Raw genomic sequence first — 20,123 nt, forward strand, 5'->3', positions numbered from 1 at the left:
ATGACTGATGTGAAGGACGCCGGGCCGAAGCTGGCAGGTCTTGTCCGCTCGGGAGACGAGCAGGCCGAACCCATCGCGATCACCGATTTCGTGTTTCAGGCGAACGATATCTCGAACGCCTACCTCGTGACGACCGCCGAGGGCGACGTCATGATCAACACCGGCTTCATGGACAATGCAGAGCGCACCAAGCGCCTGCTGACTCCGCGGCGCACCGGCCCGCTGGCCTTCATCATCCTTACCCAGAGCCATGCCGATCACTTCGGCGGCGTGCCGGAATTCCTGGAAGACGGCACGCAAGTCGTCGGCGGTCCGGGCTTCAACGAGGCGCTTTCGGACATGATGGGCCTCCAGCCCTTTTTCGGGCCGAGGAGCGGCAAGCTCTGGGGATCGACGCTCAAGCGCGACGGTTCGCCCAAGCCGGCGCCGAACGTGGTTCCGGATATCCTTGTCGACCGCCGCCTGACCATCGACCTTGGCGGGCGGACGTTCGAACTGATCTCCACGCCCGAGGGGGAGACCGTCGACTCGCTCACGGTCTGGATGCCCAAGGAGAAGATCGCCTTCACCGGCAATGTCTTCGGGCCGGTCTGGCTGTCGATGCCATTCCTGAACACCCTGCGCGGAGACAAGCCGCGTCTGGTGCGCAATTACCTGAAGTCGCTGGAGACGATCCGCGACCTTGGGGCCGAGATCATCGTTACCGGCCACGGCGAGGCCATTCGTGGTGCTGACCGCATCCGCGCCGATCTCGACAGGATGCATGCGGCGGTCAGCCATGTGCGCGACTACACGCTTGCCGGCATGAACGCGGGCAAGGACGTGCACAGGCTGATGCGCGAATTCGCCTGGCCCGAGGGGCTGGAGATCGGCGAATTCCATGGCAAGGCGAGTTGGGCGGTCAAGTCGATCTGGCGCGAGTATTCGGGCTGGCTGCACTATGAGGACGGCACCACCGCGCTCTACGGCGTGCCGCGTTCCAGCGTGGATGCCGATCTGGTCGAACTGGCTGGCGGCGCGGCCAGGCTGGCCGAACGGGCGCAGGCGAAGCTTGCTGCAGGCGCTCCGCTGGAGGCCGTGCACCTGACCGACATCGCCCTCAGTGCAGAGCCGGACAATGCGGCGGTGCTCACCGTGCGCAAGGCGGCGCATGAGGCGCTGCTGGCGGCTTCGGGCGGCAAGAACCTGTCCGAGACGATGTGGCTGCGCTCGGAGATCGGGGCGATGGAGGCCAAGCTAGCGGATTGATGAGGGCTGGGGCTATCAGTCCAAGCAGATTCTTTCAGTCCAATACTCCGTCGTCCCCGCGAAGGCGGGGACCCCGCTTGTTCTTCTGATCTTGCGCTAGGACGCAAAACGGAAGCAGGGGCCCAGCCTGCGCGGGGGCGACGAGGTTTTTGGATTTGAGCTCGGGTTTTGTAGCGCGGTGTCGGGGAAAGGCGTAGTTTTACGCCATCACCGCGCTGCTCTCGTAAACCAGCCGCACCAGTTCCGCCTGTCCGCGCACGCCCAACTTGGCGTACAGACGCTTGGAGTAGTTCCGCGCCGTTTCCAGCGTCAGGCCCATGCGCTCCGCCGCTTCGGCGATGGAGAGGCCGTCCGCCAGCGCCATCGCCAGTTCCGCTTCGCGTCGGGGGAGGTCGAAAACTTCCGCCAGTCGCGCAGCGCTGTCGCCCGCATGCGGACGGGGCAGGGGGCACAGCGCCAGAACCGCCGGTGCCGCGAGGGCCTCGGCATTTTCAGCGGGCATCAGCAGCGCCTCGATATGCGGATTGTCCCGCAGCAACAGCGGCCGCGCGGGCAGCGCGGGGTTTTGCGTCATTTCCGCTGCGACGGCCGCCAGCTTGCGCTCGGCCGCGAGGTCGAGGCCCAGCACGCGCTCGCCGGGGCGTAGCGCCGCGCCGCAGTGCGTCTGCCAGAATTCCGCCAGCGCCGGATCGGCCGCCACCACGCGCGCTTCGGCGTCGAGCAGCATCAAGCCCTTGCCAGTGCGTTCCAGCCCCATGGCGTTGATCCGCGCCGCAAGCCGGTCGCGGTCCATCGCAACGAGATTTTCGACGGCGATGGCCACGTAAGGCGCCAGGCTGGAGAGCAGGGCGCTGTCGGCGGCGGAGCATTCGCGGGCTCGGGCCATCAGCAGCCAGGCGCTGTAGCGTTCGCCGCCGGCGACCCGCACCACGCGCTCGTCACCGATGCCGAGCTTGGCCATGCTCCGGTTGCGATCGGCCCGGGCCACGGGGTCGTGATCGATCATCTCCCCGATCGAATAGACCCGCCCCGGCCGCAGGCTGTCGTAAAGATAGCGGTCGAGGTCGAACGGTCCCTGCTGTTCCGACTCGCGGGCGCGTTTGCGCAAGTCGATTCCGGCGTAGCTTTCGACGATTGCGGCATGCGGGCCATCGCCCATGCGAAGGATCAGGCTGACGTAATCGGCTTGGGTGCGGCGACGCAATCTTTCCAGAAATGTCGAAAAGCGAGGATTTTCGGCATTTCCCTGAAAGAGCGGGATCAGCAGATCGGTCTCGTCATTGCTCGTGAGGGCCATACCCTCCCATATGGGAGGTTCGCGCGAATGTCATCCCTGCGATTCGGAATCGGGAAAGTTTGAAACCCAGCCAACGGGCGCGTGCCCCGGCAGAGGAAGGCCTGATGAAAACACTCACGCATCTGGAGCGTCTCGAAGCCGAGAGCATCCACATCATCCGCGAAGTCGTCGCCGAGGCCGAAAAGCCGGTGATGCTCTATTCGGTGGGCAAGGACAGCGCCGTGATGCTGCACCTCGCCCGCAAGGCGTTCTATCCCTCGCCGCCGCCGTTCCCGCTGCTCCATGTCGATACGACGTGGAAGTTCAAGGCGATGTACGAACTGCGCGACAAGATGGCGCGTGAGAGCGGCATGGAACTGCTGGTCTACCAGAACCCCGAAGCCATCGAGAAGGGCATCAACCCCTTCGACCACGGCGCGCTCCACACCGACATGTGGAAGACCGAGGGCCTGAAGCAGGCGCTGGACAAGTACGGTTTCGACGCGGCCTTCGGCGGCGCCCGCCGCGACGAGGAAAAGAGCCGCGCCAAGGAGCGTATCTTCTCCTTCCGCACCTCCTCGCACGGTTGGGACCCGAAGAACCAGCGCCCGGAACTGTGGAACCTCTACAACGCCAAGAAGGCACGCGGCGAATCGATCCGCGTCTTCCCGATCTCCAACTGGACCGAGCTGGACATCTGGCAGTACATCCACCTGAACGACATCCCCATCGTGCCGCTCTACTTCGCCGAAAAGCGCCCGACCGTGGAGCGTGACGGCATGCTGCTGATGGTGGACGACGAACGCTTTCCGCTCCAGCCGGGCGAAGTTCCCGTCGAACGCTCGATCCGTTTCCGCACGCTCGGCTGCTACCCGCTGACCGGCGCGGTGGAGAGCGAGGCGAAGACGCTTCCCGAAGTGATCCAGGAAACGCTTCTCACCACCACATCCGAGCGGCAGGGCCGCGCCATCGACAAGGACGCCGGCGGTGCCGGCATGGAAGTCAAGAAGCAGCAGGGGTACTTCTGATGGCCGACGTTGAAACCAAAGAAGCGGTCTACGTCACCGACCAGCTGATCGCAGACGATATCGACGCATACCTCGTTCAGCACGAGCACAAGACGATGCTGCGCTTCATCACTTGCGGCAGCGTCGATGACGGCAAGTCCACGCTGATCGGGCGCCTGCTCTACGATTCGAAGATGATCTTCGAAGACCAACTGGACGCGCTCCAGTCGGACTCCAAGAAAGTCGGCACGCAGGGGCAGGAGATCGACTTCGCGCTGCTGGTTGACGGTCTTGCCGCAGAGCGTGAGCAGGGCATCACCATCGACGTGGCCTACCGTTTCTTCAACACCGAGAAGCGCAAGTTCATCGTCGCCGACTGCCCGGGCCACGAACAGTACACCCGCAACATGGTCACCGGTGCCTCCACCGCCGACCTTGCGGTGATCCTGATCGATGCACGCAAGGGCGTGCTGGTGCAGACGCGCCGTCACTCGTACTTGTGCCACCTGATCGGCATCAAGAACATCGTCCTTGCGGTCAACAAGATGGACCTCGTGGACTACAGCCAGGAGGTCTTCGACAAGATCCTGGCCGACTATACCGAGTTCGCCGCATCGATCGGGATCGAAAGCTTCACCGCGCTGCCGATCTCGGGCTTCAAGGGCGACAACATCACGACGCTCTCCGACAAGACCCCCTGGTACAAAGCGCCGCAATACGCCGGTGTCCCGCTGATCGAGCATCTGGAAACGGTGGAGGTTCTCTCCTCGGTCGATGCCGACAAGCCTTTCCGCCTGCCGGTGCAGTGGGTGAACCGTCCCAACCTCGACTTCCGCGGTTTCTCGGGCCTGATCGCCACCGGTTCGGTGAAGGCCGGCGACAAGATTCGCGTCCTGCCCTCGGGCAAGACCAGCACGATCACCCGCGTCGTTACTTATGACGGCGATCTGGACGAGGCGGTTGCCGGTCAGTCGGTCACCGTCTGCTTCGCGGACGAGATCGATTGCTCGCGCGGGTCGGTGATCTCGGTCGCCGACAATCCGCCGCAGACCGCCGACCAGTTCGAGGCGACCTTCGTGTGGATGGCGGACGAGGCCATGGTGCCCGGCCGTGCCTACTGGTTGAAGACTGCCACGCAGACGGTTTCGGCGACGGTTCAGGAGCCGAAGTACGAAGTCAACGTCAACACGATGGAGAAGCTGGCGGCCAAGACGCTGGAGCTGAACGCGATCGGCGTGGCGGAACTGACCACCGACAAGCAGATCGTCTTCGAGCCCTATGCGGATAACCGCACGCTGGGCGGCTTCATCCTGATCGACAAGATGACCAATGCCACGGTGGCGGCGGGCATGATCCACTTCTCGCTGCGCCGTTCGCAGAACGTGCACTGGCAGGCCGTGGACATCGACCGCAAGCAGCACGCGGGCCTGAAGAACCAACGCCCGGCGGTGCTGTGGTTCACCGGCCTGTCGGGCTCGGGCAAGTCGACCATCGCCAACCTCGTCGAGAAGAAGCTGCACCGGATGAACCGGCACACCTTCCTGCTCGATGGCGACAACGTGCGCCACGGGCTCAACAAGGACCTGGGCTTCACCGAGGCCGACCGCATCGAGAATATCCGCCGCGTGGGTGAAGTCTCGAAGCTGATGACCGATGCCGGCCTGATCGTGATCACCGCCTTCATCTCGCCGTTCCAGGCGGACCGCGAGATGGTGCGCTCGATGCTGCCGGAAGGCGAGTTCTTCGAGGTGTTCATCGACACGCCGCTGAAGGTGGCCGAGGCGCGCGACGTCAAGGGCCTCTACAAGAAGGCGCGTTCGGGCGAACTGAAGAACTTCACGGGTATCGACAGCCCCTATGAAGCACCGCGCAACCCCGAAATCCGCATCGACACCACGGCGATCTCGCCGGAAGAGGCCGCGAACCTCATCGTCGACACATTGCTGGGAGACGCCTGATGAGCCTCAATGATGGCGATCTTGCCGCCCATCTGGCCGAAGTGGCGGGCAAGATCCTGCTCGACGTGCGGGCTTCCGGCCTGTTCTCGGGCAAGGCGCTGGGCAAGGCGGGGGACCAGACCGCCAACCAGTTCCTCTGCCACGCCCTTCGCGAGCAGCGGCCCGAAGACGGGCTGCTCTCCGAAGAGGAGAAGGACAATGCCGAGCGTTTGACCAAGGAACGCGTGTGGATCGTCGATCCGGTCGACGGCACCCGCGAATATGGCGAGGAGCGAGCCGACTGGGCGGTCCATGTCGGCATGGCGGTGGACGGCGCGGCGGTGCTGGGCGCGGTGGCGCTGCCGGGCGCGGGCGTGGTCCTGCGCTCCGACCAGCCGGGTGAGGTTCCGCCCGCGCCTGAAAGGCTGCGCATGGTCGTCAGCCGCACGCGTCCCGCCAAGGAAGCGACCGGCGTGGCCGAAGAGATCGGCGCCGAACTGGTGCCGATGGGCTCGGCCGGGGCGAAGGCCATGGCGATCCTGCGGGGGGAGGCGGACATCTACCTCCATTCCGGCGGCCAGTACGAATGGGACAGCTGTGCCCCTGCCGCCGTCGCGCAGGGCTGGGGCCTGCACGTCTCGCGCATCGACGGCAGCCCGCTGGTCTACAATCGGGAGGACGTCTATATGCCGGACCTGCTGATCTGCCGGAAGGAACATGCCGAATTGGTCCTCGGAAAGGTCAAAGCCTTCCTGTGAGGATCTGTTGATCAACATTGTCGATTAGTAAGCATGCCGCTATGCTCGCCCTTTGATAGAGGAAAGGGGCGGGCATGGAGGCGAAAACACGGCGCAGGACGCGCGATCCGGTTGCGACGCGCGCCGTCATTCTGGACGCGGCGGCCAATCTCCTGGCCAAGGACGGGCCTGAAGGCGTCAGCCTCTCCGCCGTCGCCCATCTCGCCGCCGTCAATCGTGGCACGGCCTATCAGCACTTCGAAACGCGCGAAAAGCTGATCGAGGCGACCATCCAGTGGGTGTCCGACAAGCTGTTCCGGGCCGTTTTTGGCGACCCGGAGACCGTCGGCGAGCGCCGGGTCGAGGAAGTGGACGTCGTGTCGCTCACCGAGCGACTGGCCGATTTCGCAATGGAAAACCCGGATATCTGCCGCGTCTGGCTTCAGCAGGTGCTGGCCTCTCCGGACCCCTCGCAGGATCCGTTCTGGCGGGAATATTGCGGATCGCTGGGCCGCTTTGCGGGCACCGATCTGGCTGAGCCGGGCATCGATTTCGAGGTCTATTCGGTGATGAACCTGGCCGGGGTGTTCTTCTGGCCGATCCTTGCCCGCGCACACGCCGCCGATGAAGGCGAGCGGAAAGAACTGTCGCGCCGCTATTCGCGCGAGATTCTGCGGCTTTCCATGTACGGCACCATGCGCGCCAAGGCCTTTCCGAAGGTGGCGGACCTGCTGGCGGCGCATGGGGTATCACCCGGAGGATAAGGCGCGGACGAGCCGCAGCTGATACCCCGTCCGTGATGCCGCTTCGCCTGCGCGATGGCGTGGGGTGGCGGCATTGACGGAGCGGCGCATATTCCCTTTCAACCAGGACCTGCCCGGGACCCGCATCTTCGGGCCTTCCAAGCCCTTGAGGGAGTATGCCATGTTTTCCGCTATCGTGATCGACAAGACCGATGAGGGCCAGACGGTCACTCTCCAGCAGCTTGACGAAGGCGCGCTGCCCGAAGGCGATGTCGCCATCGACGTCGCGTTCTCGACGCTCAATTTCAAGGACGGCCTTGCCGTTACCGGCGCTTCGCCCGTCGTGCGCAAGTTCCCGATGGTGCCGGGAATCGACCTTGTCGGCACCATTACGCAAAGCAGCCATGCCGACTGGAAGGCGGGCGATACCGTCGTGCTCAACGGCTGGGGCGTGGGTGAGGGCCACTGGGGCGGCCTGTCGCAGAAGGCCAGGCTGAAGGGCGATTGGCTGGTGCCGTTGCCTTCGGCTTTCACGCCGAAGCAGGCCATGGCGATCGGTACGGCCGGTTATACCGCCGCGCTCTGCGTGGATGCGCTGGTGGATTGGGGCGTGACCCCGGATCAGGGCGAAGTGCTCGTGACCGGCGCCACCGGCGGCGTCGGCTCGGTGGCCATCGCTATTCTCAGGAAGCTGGGCTATTCGGTCGCCGCTCTCACCGGCAAGCCGGACGAGGCGGACTACCTGAAGTCGCTGGGCGCGGAAATGATCATCGACCGCACCGAACTCGCCGAAAAGGGCAAGCCGCTTCAGAAGGAGCGCTGGGCGGGCGTGATCGATACGGCGGGCAGCCACACGCTGGCCAATGCCATTGCCCAGACGAAGTACGGCGGCGCGGTGGCCGCTTGCGGTCTGGCGCAGGGCTTCGATCTGCCTTCTACCGTCATGCCCTTCATCCTGCGCGGCGTTTCGCTGCTGGGCATCGACAGCGTCATGGCCCCCAAGGCGAAGCGCCTGAAGGCCTGGGACCGTCTCGCCGGGGATCTCGATCCGGCGGCGCTGGAAACCATCGGCCAGACCATCGGCCTGGAAGGCGCCATCGAGGCTGCTCGCAAGTTCATGTCCGGTGAGGTCACCGGCCGTTACATCGTTGACGTGAACGCCTGAGCTTCGATGGGAGAGGAAGGCATGGTCGAGCCGAGCAAAGGCCTGTCCATCGCGCGGGGCATTCCGCTGGCGGAAGAGCAGGGCATCGGCCCGTTGACGCTGGGCGGTTTCGTCCGCGAGGTCACGCAGCGCCACGGCCCGGCAGAGGCTGCGGTGATCCATCTGGACGGCCGGGTGGAACGCTGGACTTACGACGACCTTTGGGCCCGCTCGATGGAAGTCGCCCGTGCGCTTCTCGCCTGCGGTGTCGGCAAGGGCACGCGCGTCGGCGTGCTGGCGACCAACCGTCTGGAATTCCTCTCCAGCGTCTTCGGCACCGCGCTTGCGGGCGGCGTCGCCATGACCGTGAGCACGTTCTTCACTCCCGCCGAACTCGAAACCGTGCTGCAGATGGGCGGCTGTTCGGTGCTGCTGCTCGAACGGCAGGTGCTGAAGAAGGACTTCGCGCAGATCCTCGTCGATCTGGAGCCGCAGATCGGCTCGGCCAAGCCCGGCGAAGTCGCGTCCACCAAGTTCCCCTTCCTGCGCCATCTCGCCGTGATCGACAGCGACGAGGGGCTGGGCGCGATCGAGGGCTGGAGCACGTTCCTTGCCCGAGGAGAGGGCGTCGATCCGGCGCTGGTCGAAGCGGCGGCAGCTTCCGTTAGCCCAAGCGATCCCGGCGTGCTGTTCTTCTCCTCCGGCTCGACCGGCAAGGCCAAGGGCATTCTTTCGGCGCATCGCGGTGTCTGCCTGCAACTCTGGCGCTGGCCGCAGTGGTATGACGTGACGGTGCCGCCACGCACCTGGTCCGCGAACGGCTTTTTCTGGTCGGGGAATTTTTCAATGGCGCTGGGGGGCACGCTGGGCTCGGGCGGCTCGCTGGTGCTCCAACGCTGGTTCGATGTCGAAGAAGCCCTGTCGTTGATGGAGGCCGAGAAGGCATCGATGATGCTCGCCTGGCCGCACCAGTGGGCGCAGCTCATGGCGGCATCGAATTACGAGAGCGTCGACCTTTCGGCGATGCATTACATCGACGCGCTGACCCCCTGCGCGCACCATCCCACGATCGAGACCGACTGGCGCGAACCGGCGCAGGCTTTCGGCAATACCGAGACGTTCACGCTGATCTCCGTCTTCCCCTCGGGCACGAACGAGGACGTGGCGGGCAAGTCGCACGGTATTCCAACCGCCGGTTCCACGATCAAGATCGTCGATCCGATGACCGGCGCGACGATGCCGCTGGGCGAGCGCGGCGAGATCGCCGTGAAGGGGCCGACGCTGATGCTCGGCTACCTCGGCGTGCCGCTCGACGAGAATCTCGACGGCGACGGTTTCCTGCGCACGGCGGATGGCGGCTATATCGACGGGCAGGGGCGCCTGTTCTGGGAAGGCCGGTTGAACGACATCATCAAGACCGGCGGCGCCAACGTCTCTCCGCTGGAGATCGACGAAGTGATCCGCGCCCATCCCGACGTGAAGATGGTGCAGACCGTGGGCGTGCCGGATGATCTGCTGGGCGAACTGGTGGTTTCCTGCATCGTTCCGGTCGAAGGTGCGCGCCCCGATGCCGGTTCGATCCGCGATTTCGCCAGGGAGAAGCTCGCCAGCTACAAGGTGCCGCGCAAGGTGCTGTTCGTTGCGGAGGGCGACCTCAAGACCACCGGCAGCGCCAAGATCAAGACGGCGGACCTCCGCAAGCTGGCCGCCGAGCGGCTGGAAACGGAGGCCGATGCGGGCTGAGAGGGTATCGCGGGGATGCTCCTGACGAACCATCGTGGCCGCGATAGGCAGTGTCCCGTTTAGGAGTTAGAGTTTGGGAAAGGGTGTCGGCATGACCGGCACGCGAAAGCCGTAAGAGCGGGAGGATGCGTGGGTAAGACGATCGTGATCACTGGTGCCGGTGCGGGCCTCGGCCGCGCGCTCGCAAGGCGTTTCGCCGGTGAGGGGGAGACGGTGATCCTGCTGGGGCGCACGCTGTCCAAAGTGCAGGATCTGGCCGACGAGATCGGCCCCGCGGCCATGGCGGTGGAATGCGACGTGGCCTCCGCCGATTCCGTGCGCAAGGCTTTCGCGGCGATTGCCGAGCGGCATCCGAAGATCGATGTGCTGATCAACAATGCCGCTATCTATGAGCCGTTCACGGTGGCCGAGGCTACCGACGCGCAGATCGACGGCATTATCGCCACCAATCTCAATGGCCCGATCTACTGCTGCCGTGCGGCCATCCCGATGCTGGAAAAGGGCGGGCAGATCATCAACGTGGGCAGCGAATCCATTGCCGTGCCGTTCGTGATGCTCTCGCTCTACCAGTGCACCAAGGCGGCGCTCGAACGCTTTACCGAGGCGTTGGTGGAGGAACTGGAGCCTGCGGGTATCCGCGTCACCACCGTGCGCGCCGGGCCGATGTACGAAGCGGGCAAGACCGCGCCGGGATGGAACCCCGATGCTGCCATGCGCTTCCACCAGGGGTGTGCCGCCAACGGCATCGACCTGCGTTCGCGGCCGATATCGCGGACCGACAATGTGACAGGCGTGTTCCGTTCGGTCATCGACCTGCCGCCCGACGTCCGGGTGCTCCACGTTTCGGTCGGAGCGCGTCACCCATGAGCGATGCCTCCATCCTGCAAGACCCCATTCCCGTCAAGGATCAGACGATGACCGTTCTTCCCGACGCCCTGCTCTATATCGACGGCCAGTTGCGCGGCGCCGGCAACGGCCGCACATTCGACGTGATCAGCCCCTGGACCGGCGAGGCGATCGGCAAGGCCGCCGATGCCACTGCCGATGACGTGAATGCCGCCATCGCCGCCGCCCGCCGCGCTTTCGACGAGACCGACTGGTCGACCAACACCGAAAAGCGCGTGGCACTGGTGAAGAAGTATCGCGAACTGTTCGAAGCCGCCCGTCCGCGCCTTGGCGAACTGGCCATTAACGAGGCCGGTGCCGCGCAGGGGGCGGTAAGCCGTGCCCATGTCGGCATGGCCCTCGACGGTTGGGACGATTACCTTGCCGTCTTCGACAAGCTGGAGTGGGAAAAGGACTACGGCGAGAAGCCGGCCTTCGGCATGATCCACAAGCGTGTAGGCCTGCGCGAGGCTATCGGCGTGGTCGGTGCGATCACCCCGTGGAACGTGCCGCTCTACGTCAACATCGGCAAGATCGTCGCCGCGCTGCTCGCGGGTTGCACCGTGATCCTGAAGCCCGCGCCGGATACGCCGGGTCTGGGCGCGATCTTCGGCGAACTGGCGAAGGAAGCCGGTTTCCCCGATGGTGTCATCAACGTGGTGTTCGGTGCCGATCCGGCGCTGGCGGGCGAGATGCTCGTTACCGATCCGCGCGTGGACCTGATCTCGTTCACCGGCTCCACCGGCGTCGGCAAGCGCATCATGGAGCAGGGCGCGCCTACGCTGAAACGCGTGTTTCTCGAACTCGGCGGCAAGTCGGCCAAGATCGTGCTCGACGATGCACCCAACTTCGCGATGGAAGTGGGCATGGCGATGCTGGTGTTCCATGCCGGGCAGGGCTGCGCCGTGCAGTCGCGCCTGCTGGTGCCCAGCAGCCGTTACGAGGAAGCCAAGGCCATCCTCAAGGGCGCCTACGGTAACTTCGGCGACAACTGGGGCGATATCGACAACCCCGCGCACATCATGGGTCCGGTGATCTCGAAGCGCCAGATGGAGCGCGTGAAGGGCTACATCGATCTCGGTCAGGAAGAGGGCGCCACGCTGCTTGCCGGTGGCCAGATCCGTCCCGACAAGGGCGGGGGCTATTTCGTGGAGCCGACCTGCTTCGTGGACGTTACCAACGACATGCGCATCGCCCAGGAGGAAATCTTCGGTCCCGTGCTGGTCGTCATCCCTTATGAGGACGACGAGGACGCCATACGCATTGCCAACCAGAGTTCCTATGGCCTATCCGGTGGTGTCAGCTCGGGCGATCTGAACCGGGCCATCACGATCGCCAAGCGTGTGCGAACCGGCTCGATGAGCGTCAACAACGGCATGTGCATTGCCGGCGACATTCCCTTCGGTGGCTACAAGGCCAGCGGCATGGGACGCGAATGGGGTGTCGAAGGCATTGAGGAGTTCACCGACGTCAAGATCCTCGCCTGGCCCGTCGGCCAGTCCCAGGCGGCCTGACGGCGAGCGGCCGGTTTCGGTGGGATCACCTTCGGCGGAGAGCGAGGGAGAGGCCGGTCAGGCACCGGACGGCGGCCTGTCCGCGCTGCCGCCGCAACTGGCGGCGGCGGTGACCGACGCCGGCGCAGGGGTCAGCCACAATCTTCACGGCCAGAAACTCGGTCGGAAGGGGCGGATCACCCGCGAGCGCATTCTCGCCGCCGCGATTGATCTGGTCGAGAAGACCGACGAGCCGGTAACGCTGGGTGCCGTCGCGCGCGCGGTCGGCCTCGGCATGACCTCGCTCTACAACTACTTCACGGACTTTACCGAATTGCTGCTCGCAGTTCTGGAGCCGGTCATGGGCACGGCGCAGGACGAATATGTCGCGCAAGTCCGTGAGCACTGGCCGGACGAGGAACTGCCGGATCGCGCGATGGCCTTCGTGCGATCCTACCACGAGTTCTGGGCACGCCACACCGGGCTGCTGCACTTGCGCAACTCCATGGCGGACCAGTTCGACGTGCGCATCATGCACCAGCGCGTGAATTCAACGCGGCCGCTGATCGGGCTGTTCGTGGCGCAGATGGACCCGCGCGGCGTGCTCGGCGATACGGCCGTGCTGATGGCGACGACGCTGATGACTGGCATCGAACGCTCGATCACCCTGGCGACCGACCGCAGGCTGCGCCGCATACTGGGCACTTTGCCCGGCCGCCGCGAGGAGAGCCTGCTTGAAGTCAACGCGCGGCTGATGGTCCTGGCGATCCGCGACACGCGCGAACGCGCGCTGGCGGAAAGCACCTGAAGGTCATCGTTCTCGCCGTTCCGAGGGCGTTTTACGGCGCCGGGGTAGCCTGATCGCCGCCCAGCACGCGATAGAGCGTGATGCGGTTGCTGGCGACGGCGAGGCGCACCGCGATTTCCTGCTGCCGGGCGCTGTAGAGGCTGCGCTGCGCGTCGAGGTTCTCCAGCGAACTGGTGATCCCCTGGCGGTAGCTGGCCTCGGTCAGACGCGCGGAATCGCTGGCGGCTGCGGTAAAGCCGGTGGCCGCGCGCAGGCGTTCGGATAACGTGCCCTGATCGGCGAGCGCGTCGGAGACTTCGCGGAAGGCGGTCTGGATCGCCTTTTCGTACGTGGCGAGGGCGGCGTCGCGCTGGGCCTTGGCCACTTCGACATTGGCGCTTCTGCCCCCGGCATTGAAGATCGACCAACTGGCGGCGGCCGTGCCGGTGGCGGCGAAGGCGCCCTTGTCGAACAGCGCCGAAAGCGCGTCGCTGGCGAAGCCGAGCAGGCCGGTCAGCGAGATCGAGGGGAACAGTTCCGCCCGCGCGGTGCCGATATCGGCATTGGCGGCGCGCAGCGAATACTCGGCCTCGACCACGTCCGGACGGCGCAGGAGGACCTGCGAACTGGTGCCTGCGGGCAGGACGGCCAGCGACTGGTTCACTTCGTCCACGCTGCCGGGAAGCAGGCTCTCGTCGAAATCGGCGCCGACGAGCAGGCGGATCGCATTGATGTCCTGCGCCAGTGCGGTGGTTTGCGAGGCGACGTCGCCGCGCGCGGTTTCCAGGACCTGCTCGGCCTGCCTCAGGTCCGTGCGGGGGGCGATGCCGCCCTTGAGGCGGGCGCCGGTGAGAGTGACGCTGCGCTCGGCATTGGCGGCGGTCGCCTCGGCGATCCGCAGCAGATCCTTGTCGGCTGCGTAAGTGGCCCAGGCCTGCGCGAGGTCGGCAACGAGGCCGAGCCGCACGGTGCGGGCCGCCGCTTCGGTGGAAAGCGCGGTGTTGCGCTGCGCCGCAGTGGCGCTGGCGTATTTGCCGAAGAAGTCGAGTTCGAAGCTCGAAATGCCGCCTTGCAGGGAATAGGACGAGCGGTCGCCGCTCGTGGCGCTACCGGTCGACCCGCCGTTCGTCTCGGTCCGGCTCGCCGAACCGCTCACGCCCACGGCGGGGAACTGGTTGGCGCGCACCACCCGCACTTGTGCCCGCGCGGCTGCGAGATTGGCGGCGGCGACGCGCAAGTCGCGGTTGTTGGCGAGCGCCTGCTCGACCAGCGACTGCAGCCGCCGGTCGCGGAAGATCTCGGTGTAGGACACCAGCGGCAGCGCGGCTTCGCTCTGGGCGAGATAGGCGTCGCCGACCGGCCAGGAGGCGGCGACCGGCGGGGTCGGCGCGACGTACTTGGGCGCCATCGAACAGGCGCCCAATGCCAGCGCGGGCAGGGTGAGCGCGGCGATACGAAAACGGATCATGCGGCGTCTCCCTTGCGCTGGCGGCGTTCCTGGATGTGACGGCGGACGGCGGCGAGACCGTCGCGCACGCCGCGCCGCACGAGCACGAAGAACAAGGGGATGAAGAAGATCGCGAGCAGCGTGGCCGTCAGCATGCCGCCGACGACGGCGGTGCCGATGGCGATGCGGCTGTTGGCGCCCGCGCCGCTGGCGATGGCGAGCGGGATCACGCCGAAGATGAACGCGAAGCTGGTCATCAGGATCGGGCGCAGACGGATGCGCGCGGCTTCCAGCGCGGCTTCGATCACGCGCTTGCCTTGGCGTTCGGCCTGTTCGGCGAACTCTATCATGAGGATCGCGTTCTTGGCGGCGAGGCCCATGGTCGTGAGCAGGCCGATCTGGAGATAGACGTCGTTTTCAAGGCCGCGCAGCGTCACCGCCATGATCGCGCCGAGCAGGCCGAGCGGAATGACGAGGATGACCGCGATCGGGATCGACCAGCTTTCGTAGAGCGCGGCGAGGCAGAGGAATACCACCAGCAGCGAGAGCGCATAGAGCAGCGGTGCCTGACCCGAGGAGAGGCGCTCCTGATAGGAGGATCCGGCCCAGGCGACGGCGGTGCCGGGGACCTGGCTCGCCAGTTCCGCCATCACGTCCATCGCCGTGCCCGAGCTGACGCCGGGGGCCGGGCTGCCCGAAAATTCGTAGGCCTGGAGGCCGTTGAAGCGCGAGGAGGAACTGGGCGCGGTCGACCAGTTCATCGTCGAGAACGCGGAGAACGGCACCATCTGGCCGCTCGTGCCGCGCACGAACCACTGAGCGAGGTCCTCCGGTCGCGAGCGGTACTGCGCGTCGCCCTGCACGAAGACGCGCTTGACGCGGCCCTTGTCGATGAAGTCGTTGACGTAAGTGCCGCCCCAGGCGGTCTGCAGCGTGGAATTGGCGCTGGCGGCGGTGACGCCGTAAGTGGTCAGGGCGCGGGTGTTTGTGTTGATCTTCAGCGTCGAAACGTCGGGAAGATCGCTCAGGCGCACGTTGGTGAGGCGCTGGTCGGCGGCGGCTTTCGCGAGCAGTTCGTCGCGGGCCTTCTGGAAGTCCGCGCGGGCCATGCCGTTGCGGTTCTGCAGTTCCATGGTGAAGCCCGCGGACGAGCCGAGGCCGCGGATGGCGCCGGGCACCAGCGTGAAGACCTGCGCGTCGCGAAGGCCGCGGAAGGCGCCGTTGGCGCGCTGGACGATGGCGTCGGCGCTGTTCTTCCTGCCGGGGCGCTGCTCCCAGTCCACCAGGGTAATGAAAGCCTGGCCCGAGTTCTGGCCCGCCGCACCCATGCCGCCGCCCGAAAGCGTGAACATGCTGGCGACGTTGCCCTTTTCGTACTTGGCGAAATAGTCTTCGACCTGGCGCTGCACTTCCTCGGTACGGGTGCGCGGCGAACCGGCGGGCAGGCGCCACTGGACCATGATCGTGCCCTGGTCCTCGTTCGGCAGGAAGCCCGTCGGCAGGCGCTGGAACAGGCCGTAAGTGGCGACGCAGGCGATCGCGAAGAGCAGCAGCCAGCGCCACTTGTGCGCGATCACGCGCTCCACGCGGCGGCCGTAGGCCTCGGTCATGTTCTCGAAGCTGCGGTTGAACCAGGTGTGGAAGCGTTCCCAGGGGACTAGGAGCCATGGCATGTGGCGCTGGATGAAGCCGGGCTTCTCCTCGCCGTCCTTCGCCTTGGCCTTGAGCAGGGTGGCGGTGAGCGCCGGGCTGAGGATCAGCGCGACCAGCACCGAGAGCACCATGGCCACCACGATCGTCAGCGAGAACTGGCGGTAGATCACGCCGGTCGATCCGCCGAAGAAGGCCATCGGCAGGAACACCGCCGAAAGCACCAGCGCGATGGCGACCAGCGCGACCTGGATTTCCTCCATCGACTTGATGGTGGCCTCGCGGGCGGACATGCCCGGATTTTCCTCGAGCAGGCGCTCGACGTTCTCGACCACGACGATGGCATCGTCGACCAAGAGGCCGATGGCGAGGACGAGGCCGAACAGGGTCAGCGTGTTGATCGAGAAACCGGCGACGTAGAACACCGCGAAAGTGCCGAGCAAGACCACCGGCACCGCGATCGCCGGGATCAGCGTGGCGCGCCAGCTTTGCAGGAACACGAACATGACGATGACGACCAGCACGATCGCCTCGAACAGCGCCTTTTCGACTTCCGCGACCGAGAGCTTGATGAAGGCGGTGGAATCGTTGCCGTAGGTATATTCAAGGCCGTCGGGCATGCCCTCGGCCAGTTGCTTCATCTCGGCCTTGACCAGTTCGGCGGTTGCCAGCGCGTCGGCGCCGGGCGAGAGCGAGATGGAGATACCGGCGCCGGGGTGGCCATTGATGCGGCTGATCGTATTGTAGTTCTCGGCGCCGATTTCGACCCGGGCGACGTCGGCGATGGTGACGACCGAACCGTCGGTATTGGTCTTGAGGACGATGTTGCGGAACTGCTCGGCAGTCTGGAGGCGCGAACCGGCGGTGACGATGGCGTCGATCGCCTGGTCCTTGGGCGCGGGCAACCCGCCGATCTCGCCTGCGGCGATCTCGGTGTTCTGGGCGGTGATCGCCGAAGTCACGTCGCTGGGCATCAGCGACACGGCGGCCAGCTTGGTCGGGTCGAGCCAGATGCGCATCGCGTGGGGGGCGCCGAACACGTTGACGTCGCCCACGCCTTCGAGACGCGAGAGCGGGTCCTGGATGTTCGAGGCCAGATAGTCCGACACGTCCTGGTTCGAGCGGCTGTCGGTCGCGTCGTAGACGGCGACCAGCAGCAACTGGTCGGGGTTGGACTTGGTGACGGTGACGCCTTGATTTTGCACCGCCTGCGGCAGGCGGGAGAGCGCCGACTGGACCTTGTTCTGGACCTGGACCTGGGCGATGTCGGGATCGGTGCCCTTGGCGAAGACCGCGCTGATCGTCGCCTGGCCGCGGTTCGAGGACTGCGAGTTGAAGTAGAGCAGCCCGTCGATGCCGGTGAGCTGCTGCTCGATCACCTGGGTGACGCTGTTCTCGATCGTTTCTGCCGAGGCGCCGTTGTAGGTGGCGCGGATGTTCACCTGCGTCGGCGCGATGTCCGGATATTGCTCGTTCGGCAGGAAGGCCAGCGCGCCAAGGCCCGCCAGCATGACGATGATGGCGAGGACCCAGGCGAAGATCGGCCGGTCGATGAAGATGCGCGACATGAGAGGTTTAGCGCCCCTTACCGGCGGAAGCGTTGCCGGCCTTGCCGCTGGGCGGCGCGACAGTCTGCGCGGTCGATGCCGCAACCGGCTGGATCTCGGCGCCCTGCTTGAGGCCGTTCAGCCCCTGAACGATGACCTTGTCGCCCTTCCGGAGGCCCGAGGTGACGACGGTGTTGGTGCCCTGGGTGCGGTCGGCGGTGACCTTGCGGCGGGCCGCCTTGTTGTCGGCGCCGACGACCATGACATAGGCCGAACCGTCGAAATCGCGCTGGACCGCGTTCTGCGGCACCAGGTAGGCACCCGGATCGGTCGCCTGGTCGAACACCGAGGAGACGAACATGCCGGGCAGCAGGAAGCCGTCCGGATTGGGGAACTTGGCGCGCAGGGTGACGGTGCCGGTATCCTCGGCAACGGTGACTTCCGAGAATTCCACGGTGCCGGGCAGGGGGTACTGGGAGCCGTCGTCGAAGCGGAGGTGGACCTGGGTGCTGCCCGGCGTGACGCCGCCCGCGGCCAGCTTGCGGCGGAGCGCGGTGAGGTCGGTGGCGGACTGTTGCATGTCGACGAAGATCGGGTCCATGCGCTGGATAACCGCCAGCGGATCGGTCTGGCTGGCGCTGGCGAGGGCGCCCACGGTCGAGAGCGAGCGGCCGATGCGGCCGCTGATCGGCGCGGGCACGGTGGTGAAGCGCAAGTTGATCTTCGCGGTGTCGAGCGTCGCGGCGTTCTGGGCGATCGAGGCCTTGGCCGAGCGCGCCGTAGCGAGCGCGTCGATGTAATCCTGCTTCGCGACTGCTTCCATGTCCGCCAGCGGCTTGTAGCGCTGGGCCTTGGCACTGGCGGCCTCAGCCGTGGCGCGGGCGCTGGCCAAGTCGGCCGAGGCCTGGTTGACGGCGGCGCGGTAGAGGCTGGGGTCGATCTGGTAGAGCGGCTGTCCGGCGCGGACCAGGCTACCCTCGGTGAAGAGGCGCTTGACGATCACGCCCGTTACCTGCGGGCGGACCTCGCTGGTCTCGAAGGCGACGGTACGGCCGCTGAGCGTGACGGCGACCGGCACGGCGGCAGGCTGCACCACGATATAGCCGACTTGCGGGGCGGGGCGCTTGTCGTCCTTCTTCTCCCCGCCCGAGCAGGCGGCAAGGAGGGCAACCGAAACAAAGGCAAAGCCGGCATGACGCAAAAGGGGAAATGCCGCAGTCGAAGAAGACGTGATTTTCAAGTCGCGCACCGTCAGAAAGTCTTGTCGGCGCAGCTATTCAGCCAATTGTTGCTGCCCGCAAGCGGGGTTTTCGCAAGTGCGACAATTTGCGACCAAAAACCAAGATTCTGGGAACTTTTCGACTTTCCCAATACGTCAAATGCCCCCGCCTCCGGGAGGCGAGGGCACTGGCGCCGGAGTCACTGCCCGGAGTTACTGATAACGCGCCAGCATCTGGAGCGAGGCTGCGAAGTAGTCGTTGGTGAGCACGGAAGGCTGGGCGCTGCCCAGCAGCCGTCCCACGACCGCTGCACCGCCCGCCGAAAGCGCATAGTTCGCTTCCTCGCCCGTCACCACGTCGACCCAGGCGGGGATCGGCTTGTTGGCGGAGAGGCAGCCGCGCCAGTAGGCGGCGATGTCCGGCACCAGCGACTGGCGCCCGCCGAGCGCGGCGTAGAGCGGCACCCGGATGGCGTCGAAGCCGAAGCGCGGCGGCTTGTCGCGCGCCGGGGCGACCTGGTTCGGCGCATTGATGACCACCCAGTCGGTCGGCAGGCGATGGGGACCGAAGCGGGAGAGGCGGGTGATCGCCTCGCTGTCACTGATGACGCGGCCCCAGACCTGCTGGCCGTCCGCCTTGGCGAAGGCGTCCAACGCGGGCCAGGCAAAGTAGGAGGGATTCAGCGTCACTTCGTCGCCGTTGACGAAGCCCTGGATGCCGGGAAGCAGCAGTTGCCGGCCGTGCCGCTCGATCACGCAGTGGCTGCGCACCGCCGAGCGGATCTGCGCGGCGCGCGCGGTGTAGTCGGCGCGGTTCCAGCGCTGTCCGGCCATCGCGAGGGCCCAGGCGATGACGAGATCGCCGTCGGTCGCGTTGTTCTGGTCGGCCACCGGGTTGGGGGCGGAAGGATCGTAGCGCCAGGCGTGGAGCGCCATGTCCGGGCGCGAGAGGTGGCTCTGCGTCCAGCCCGCGATCTTCTCGAAAGCCTCGGCATCGCCCGCCTTGTAGGCGAAGAGCAGGCCGTAGCTCTGGCCTTCGCTGTGGCTGACGCCGTTGTTGCCGGTATCGACGACGCGGCCATCGGGCTTGAGGTACAAGTCGCGCCAGGTCCGCCAGAAGGCGTCGCGCACGGGGGCACGGCTCTGCGCGTCTGTGTTGCAGGCTGCGGTCATGGCCAGCATCGCCCCCAGGGTGAAGTTGCGGCGGGTCATGCCGGTATCGAAGAGGAAGCTCATGCCGATGATGTCTCGTTTATGGCC

General features: G+C 65.9%; 15 protein-coding genes. 10 read left to right on the forward strand and 5 right to left on the reverse strand.

What is annotated here, in order from left to right; genetic code table 11:
- Entirely contained in the window at positions 1–1,248 is a 1,248-nt protein-coding gene (locus AC4D6D_RS08095) for an MBL fold metallo-hydrolase (RefSeq protein WP_491324883.1), read from the forward strand.
- Positions 1,249–1,447: 199 nt separating this feature from the next.
- Here AC4D6D_RS08095 and AC4D6D_RS08100 read toward each other — a convergent pair whose 3' ends face one another.
- The gene (locus AC4D6D_RS08100; protein WP_491324884.1) at positions 1,448–2,452 is read right to left on the reverse strand and encodes a helix-turn-helix transcriptional regulator; all 1,005 of its coding nucleotides are present in this window, start codon (positions 2,450–2,452) and stop codon (positions 1,448–1,450) included.
- Positions 2,453–2,649: 197 nt separating this feature from the next.
- Here AC4D6D_RS08100 and cysD point away from each other — a divergent pair, with 197 nt between their 5' ends.
- The 9 genes from cysD to AC4D6D_RS08145 all read left to right on the forward strand — a co-directional run bounded on the left by cysD (position 2,650) and on the right by AC4D6D_RS08145 (position 13,021).
- Positions 2,650–3,552 carry a sulfate adenylyltransferase subunit CysD gene (cysD, locus tag AC4D6D_RS08105; RefSeq protein ID WP_491324885.1) on the forward strand — a complete coding sequence of 301 codons (903 nt, stop codon included), beginning with the start codon at positions 2,650–2,652 and terminating at the stop codon, positions 3,550–3,552.
- Complete coding sequence (gene cysN / locus AC4D6D_RS08110) at positions 3,552–5,489, forward strand: sulfate adenylyltransferase subunit CysN (protein WP_491324886.1); 1,938 nt, start codon at positions 3,552–3,554, stop codon at positions 5,487–5,489. The genes cysD and cysN overlap by 1 nt, the downstream gene beginning before the upstream one ends.
- Positions 5,489–6,226, forward strand: a complete 738-nt coding sequence (locus AC4D6D_RS08115) for a 3'(2'),5'-bisphosphate nucleotidase CysQ (protein WP_147219755.1) — start codon at positions 5,489–5,491, stop codon at positions 6,224–6,226. Before cysN ends, AC4D6D_RS08115 begins: the two co-directional genes overlap by 1 nt.
- 74 nt (positions 6,227–6,300) lie before the next feature.
- Positions 6,301–6,969: a TetR/AcrR family transcriptional regulator gene (locus AC4D6D_RS08120; RefSeq protein WP_147219754.1), complete on the forward strand. Its 669-nt coding sequence runs from the start codon at positions 6,301–6,303 to the stop codon at positions 6,967–6,969.
- A 160-nt stretch (positions 6,970–7,129) separates the two neighbouring features.
- Positions 7,130–8,113, forward strand: coding sequence for an acrylyl-CoA reductase (NADPH) (gene acuI / locus AC4D6D_RS08125; protein WP_491324887.1), 984 nt, complete (start codon positions 7,130–7,132; stop codon positions 8,111–8,113).
- Between the two features lie 21 nt (positions 8,114–8,134).
- On the forward strand, positions 8,135–9,835 hold the full coding sequence (locus tag AC4D6D_RS08130; protein WP_491324888.1) for a class I adenylate-forming enzyme family protein: 1,701 nt from the start codon (positions 8,135–8,137) through the stop codon (positions 9,833–9,835).
- A 129-nt stretch (positions 9,836–9,964) separates the two neighbouring features.
- Positions 9,965–10,702 carry an SDR family oxidoreductase gene (locus AC4D6D_RS08135; RefSeq protein ID WP_147219751.1) on the forward strand — a complete coding sequence of 246 codons (738 nt, stop codon included), beginning with the start codon at positions 9,965–9,967 and terminating at the stop codon, positions 10,700–10,702.
- Between the two features lie 47 nt (positions 10,703–10,749).
- Positions 10,750–12,234 (forward strand): aldehyde dehydrogenase family protein, encoded by a 1,485-nt coding sequence (locus AC4D6D_RS08140; protein WP_491327222.1) that lies wholly within the window; start codon positions 10,750–10,752, stop codon positions 12,232–12,234.
- Between the two features lie 19 nt (positions 12,235–12,253).
- Positions 12,254–13,021 (forward strand): TetR/AcrR family transcriptional regulator, encoded by a 768-nt coding sequence (locus tag AC4D6D_RS08145; RefSeq protein ID WP_491324889.1) that lies wholly within the window; start codon positions 12,254–12,256, stop codon positions 13,019–13,021.
- Between the two features lie 31 nt (positions 13,022–13,052).
- Here AC4D6D_RS08145 and AC4D6D_RS08150 read toward each other — a convergent pair whose 3' ends face one another.
- From AC4D6D_RS08150 to AC4D6D_RS08165, 4 genes are all read right to left on the reverse strand, one after another.
- The gene (locus AC4D6D_RS08150) at positions 13,053–14,468 is read right to left on the reverse strand and encodes an efflux transporter outer membrane subunit (protein WP_491324890.1); all 1,416 of its coding nucleotides are present in this window, start codon (positions 14,466–14,468) and stop codon (positions 13,053–13,055) included.
- A complete protein-coding gene (locus AC4D6D_RS08155; protein ID WP_491324891.1) occupies positions 14,465–17,665 on the reverse strand; it encodes an efflux RND transporter permease subunit in 3,201 nt (1,066 codons plus the stop codon). The genes AC4D6D_RS08150 and AC4D6D_RS08155 overlap by 4 nt, the downstream gene beginning before the upstream one ends.
- A gap of 7 nt (positions 17,666–17,672) precedes the next feature.
- The gene (locus tag AC4D6D_RS08160; protein ID WP_491327223.1) at positions 17,673–18,884 is read right to left on the reverse strand and encodes an efflux RND transporter periplasmic adaptor subunit; all 1,212 of its coding nucleotides are present in this window, start codon (positions 18,882–18,884) and stop codon (positions 17,673–17,675) included.
- Positions 18,885–19,076: 192 nt separating this feature from the next.
- Positions 19,077–20,099, reverse strand: a complete 1,023-nt coding sequence (locus tag AC4D6D_RS08165) for a family 8 glycosyl hydrolase (protein WP_491324892.1) — start codon at positions 20,097–20,099, stop codon at positions 19,077–19,079.
- Between the last annotated feature and the right edge of the window lie 24 nt (positions 20,100–20,123).

The organism is Novosphingobium sp. BF6 (assembly GCF_058273105.1).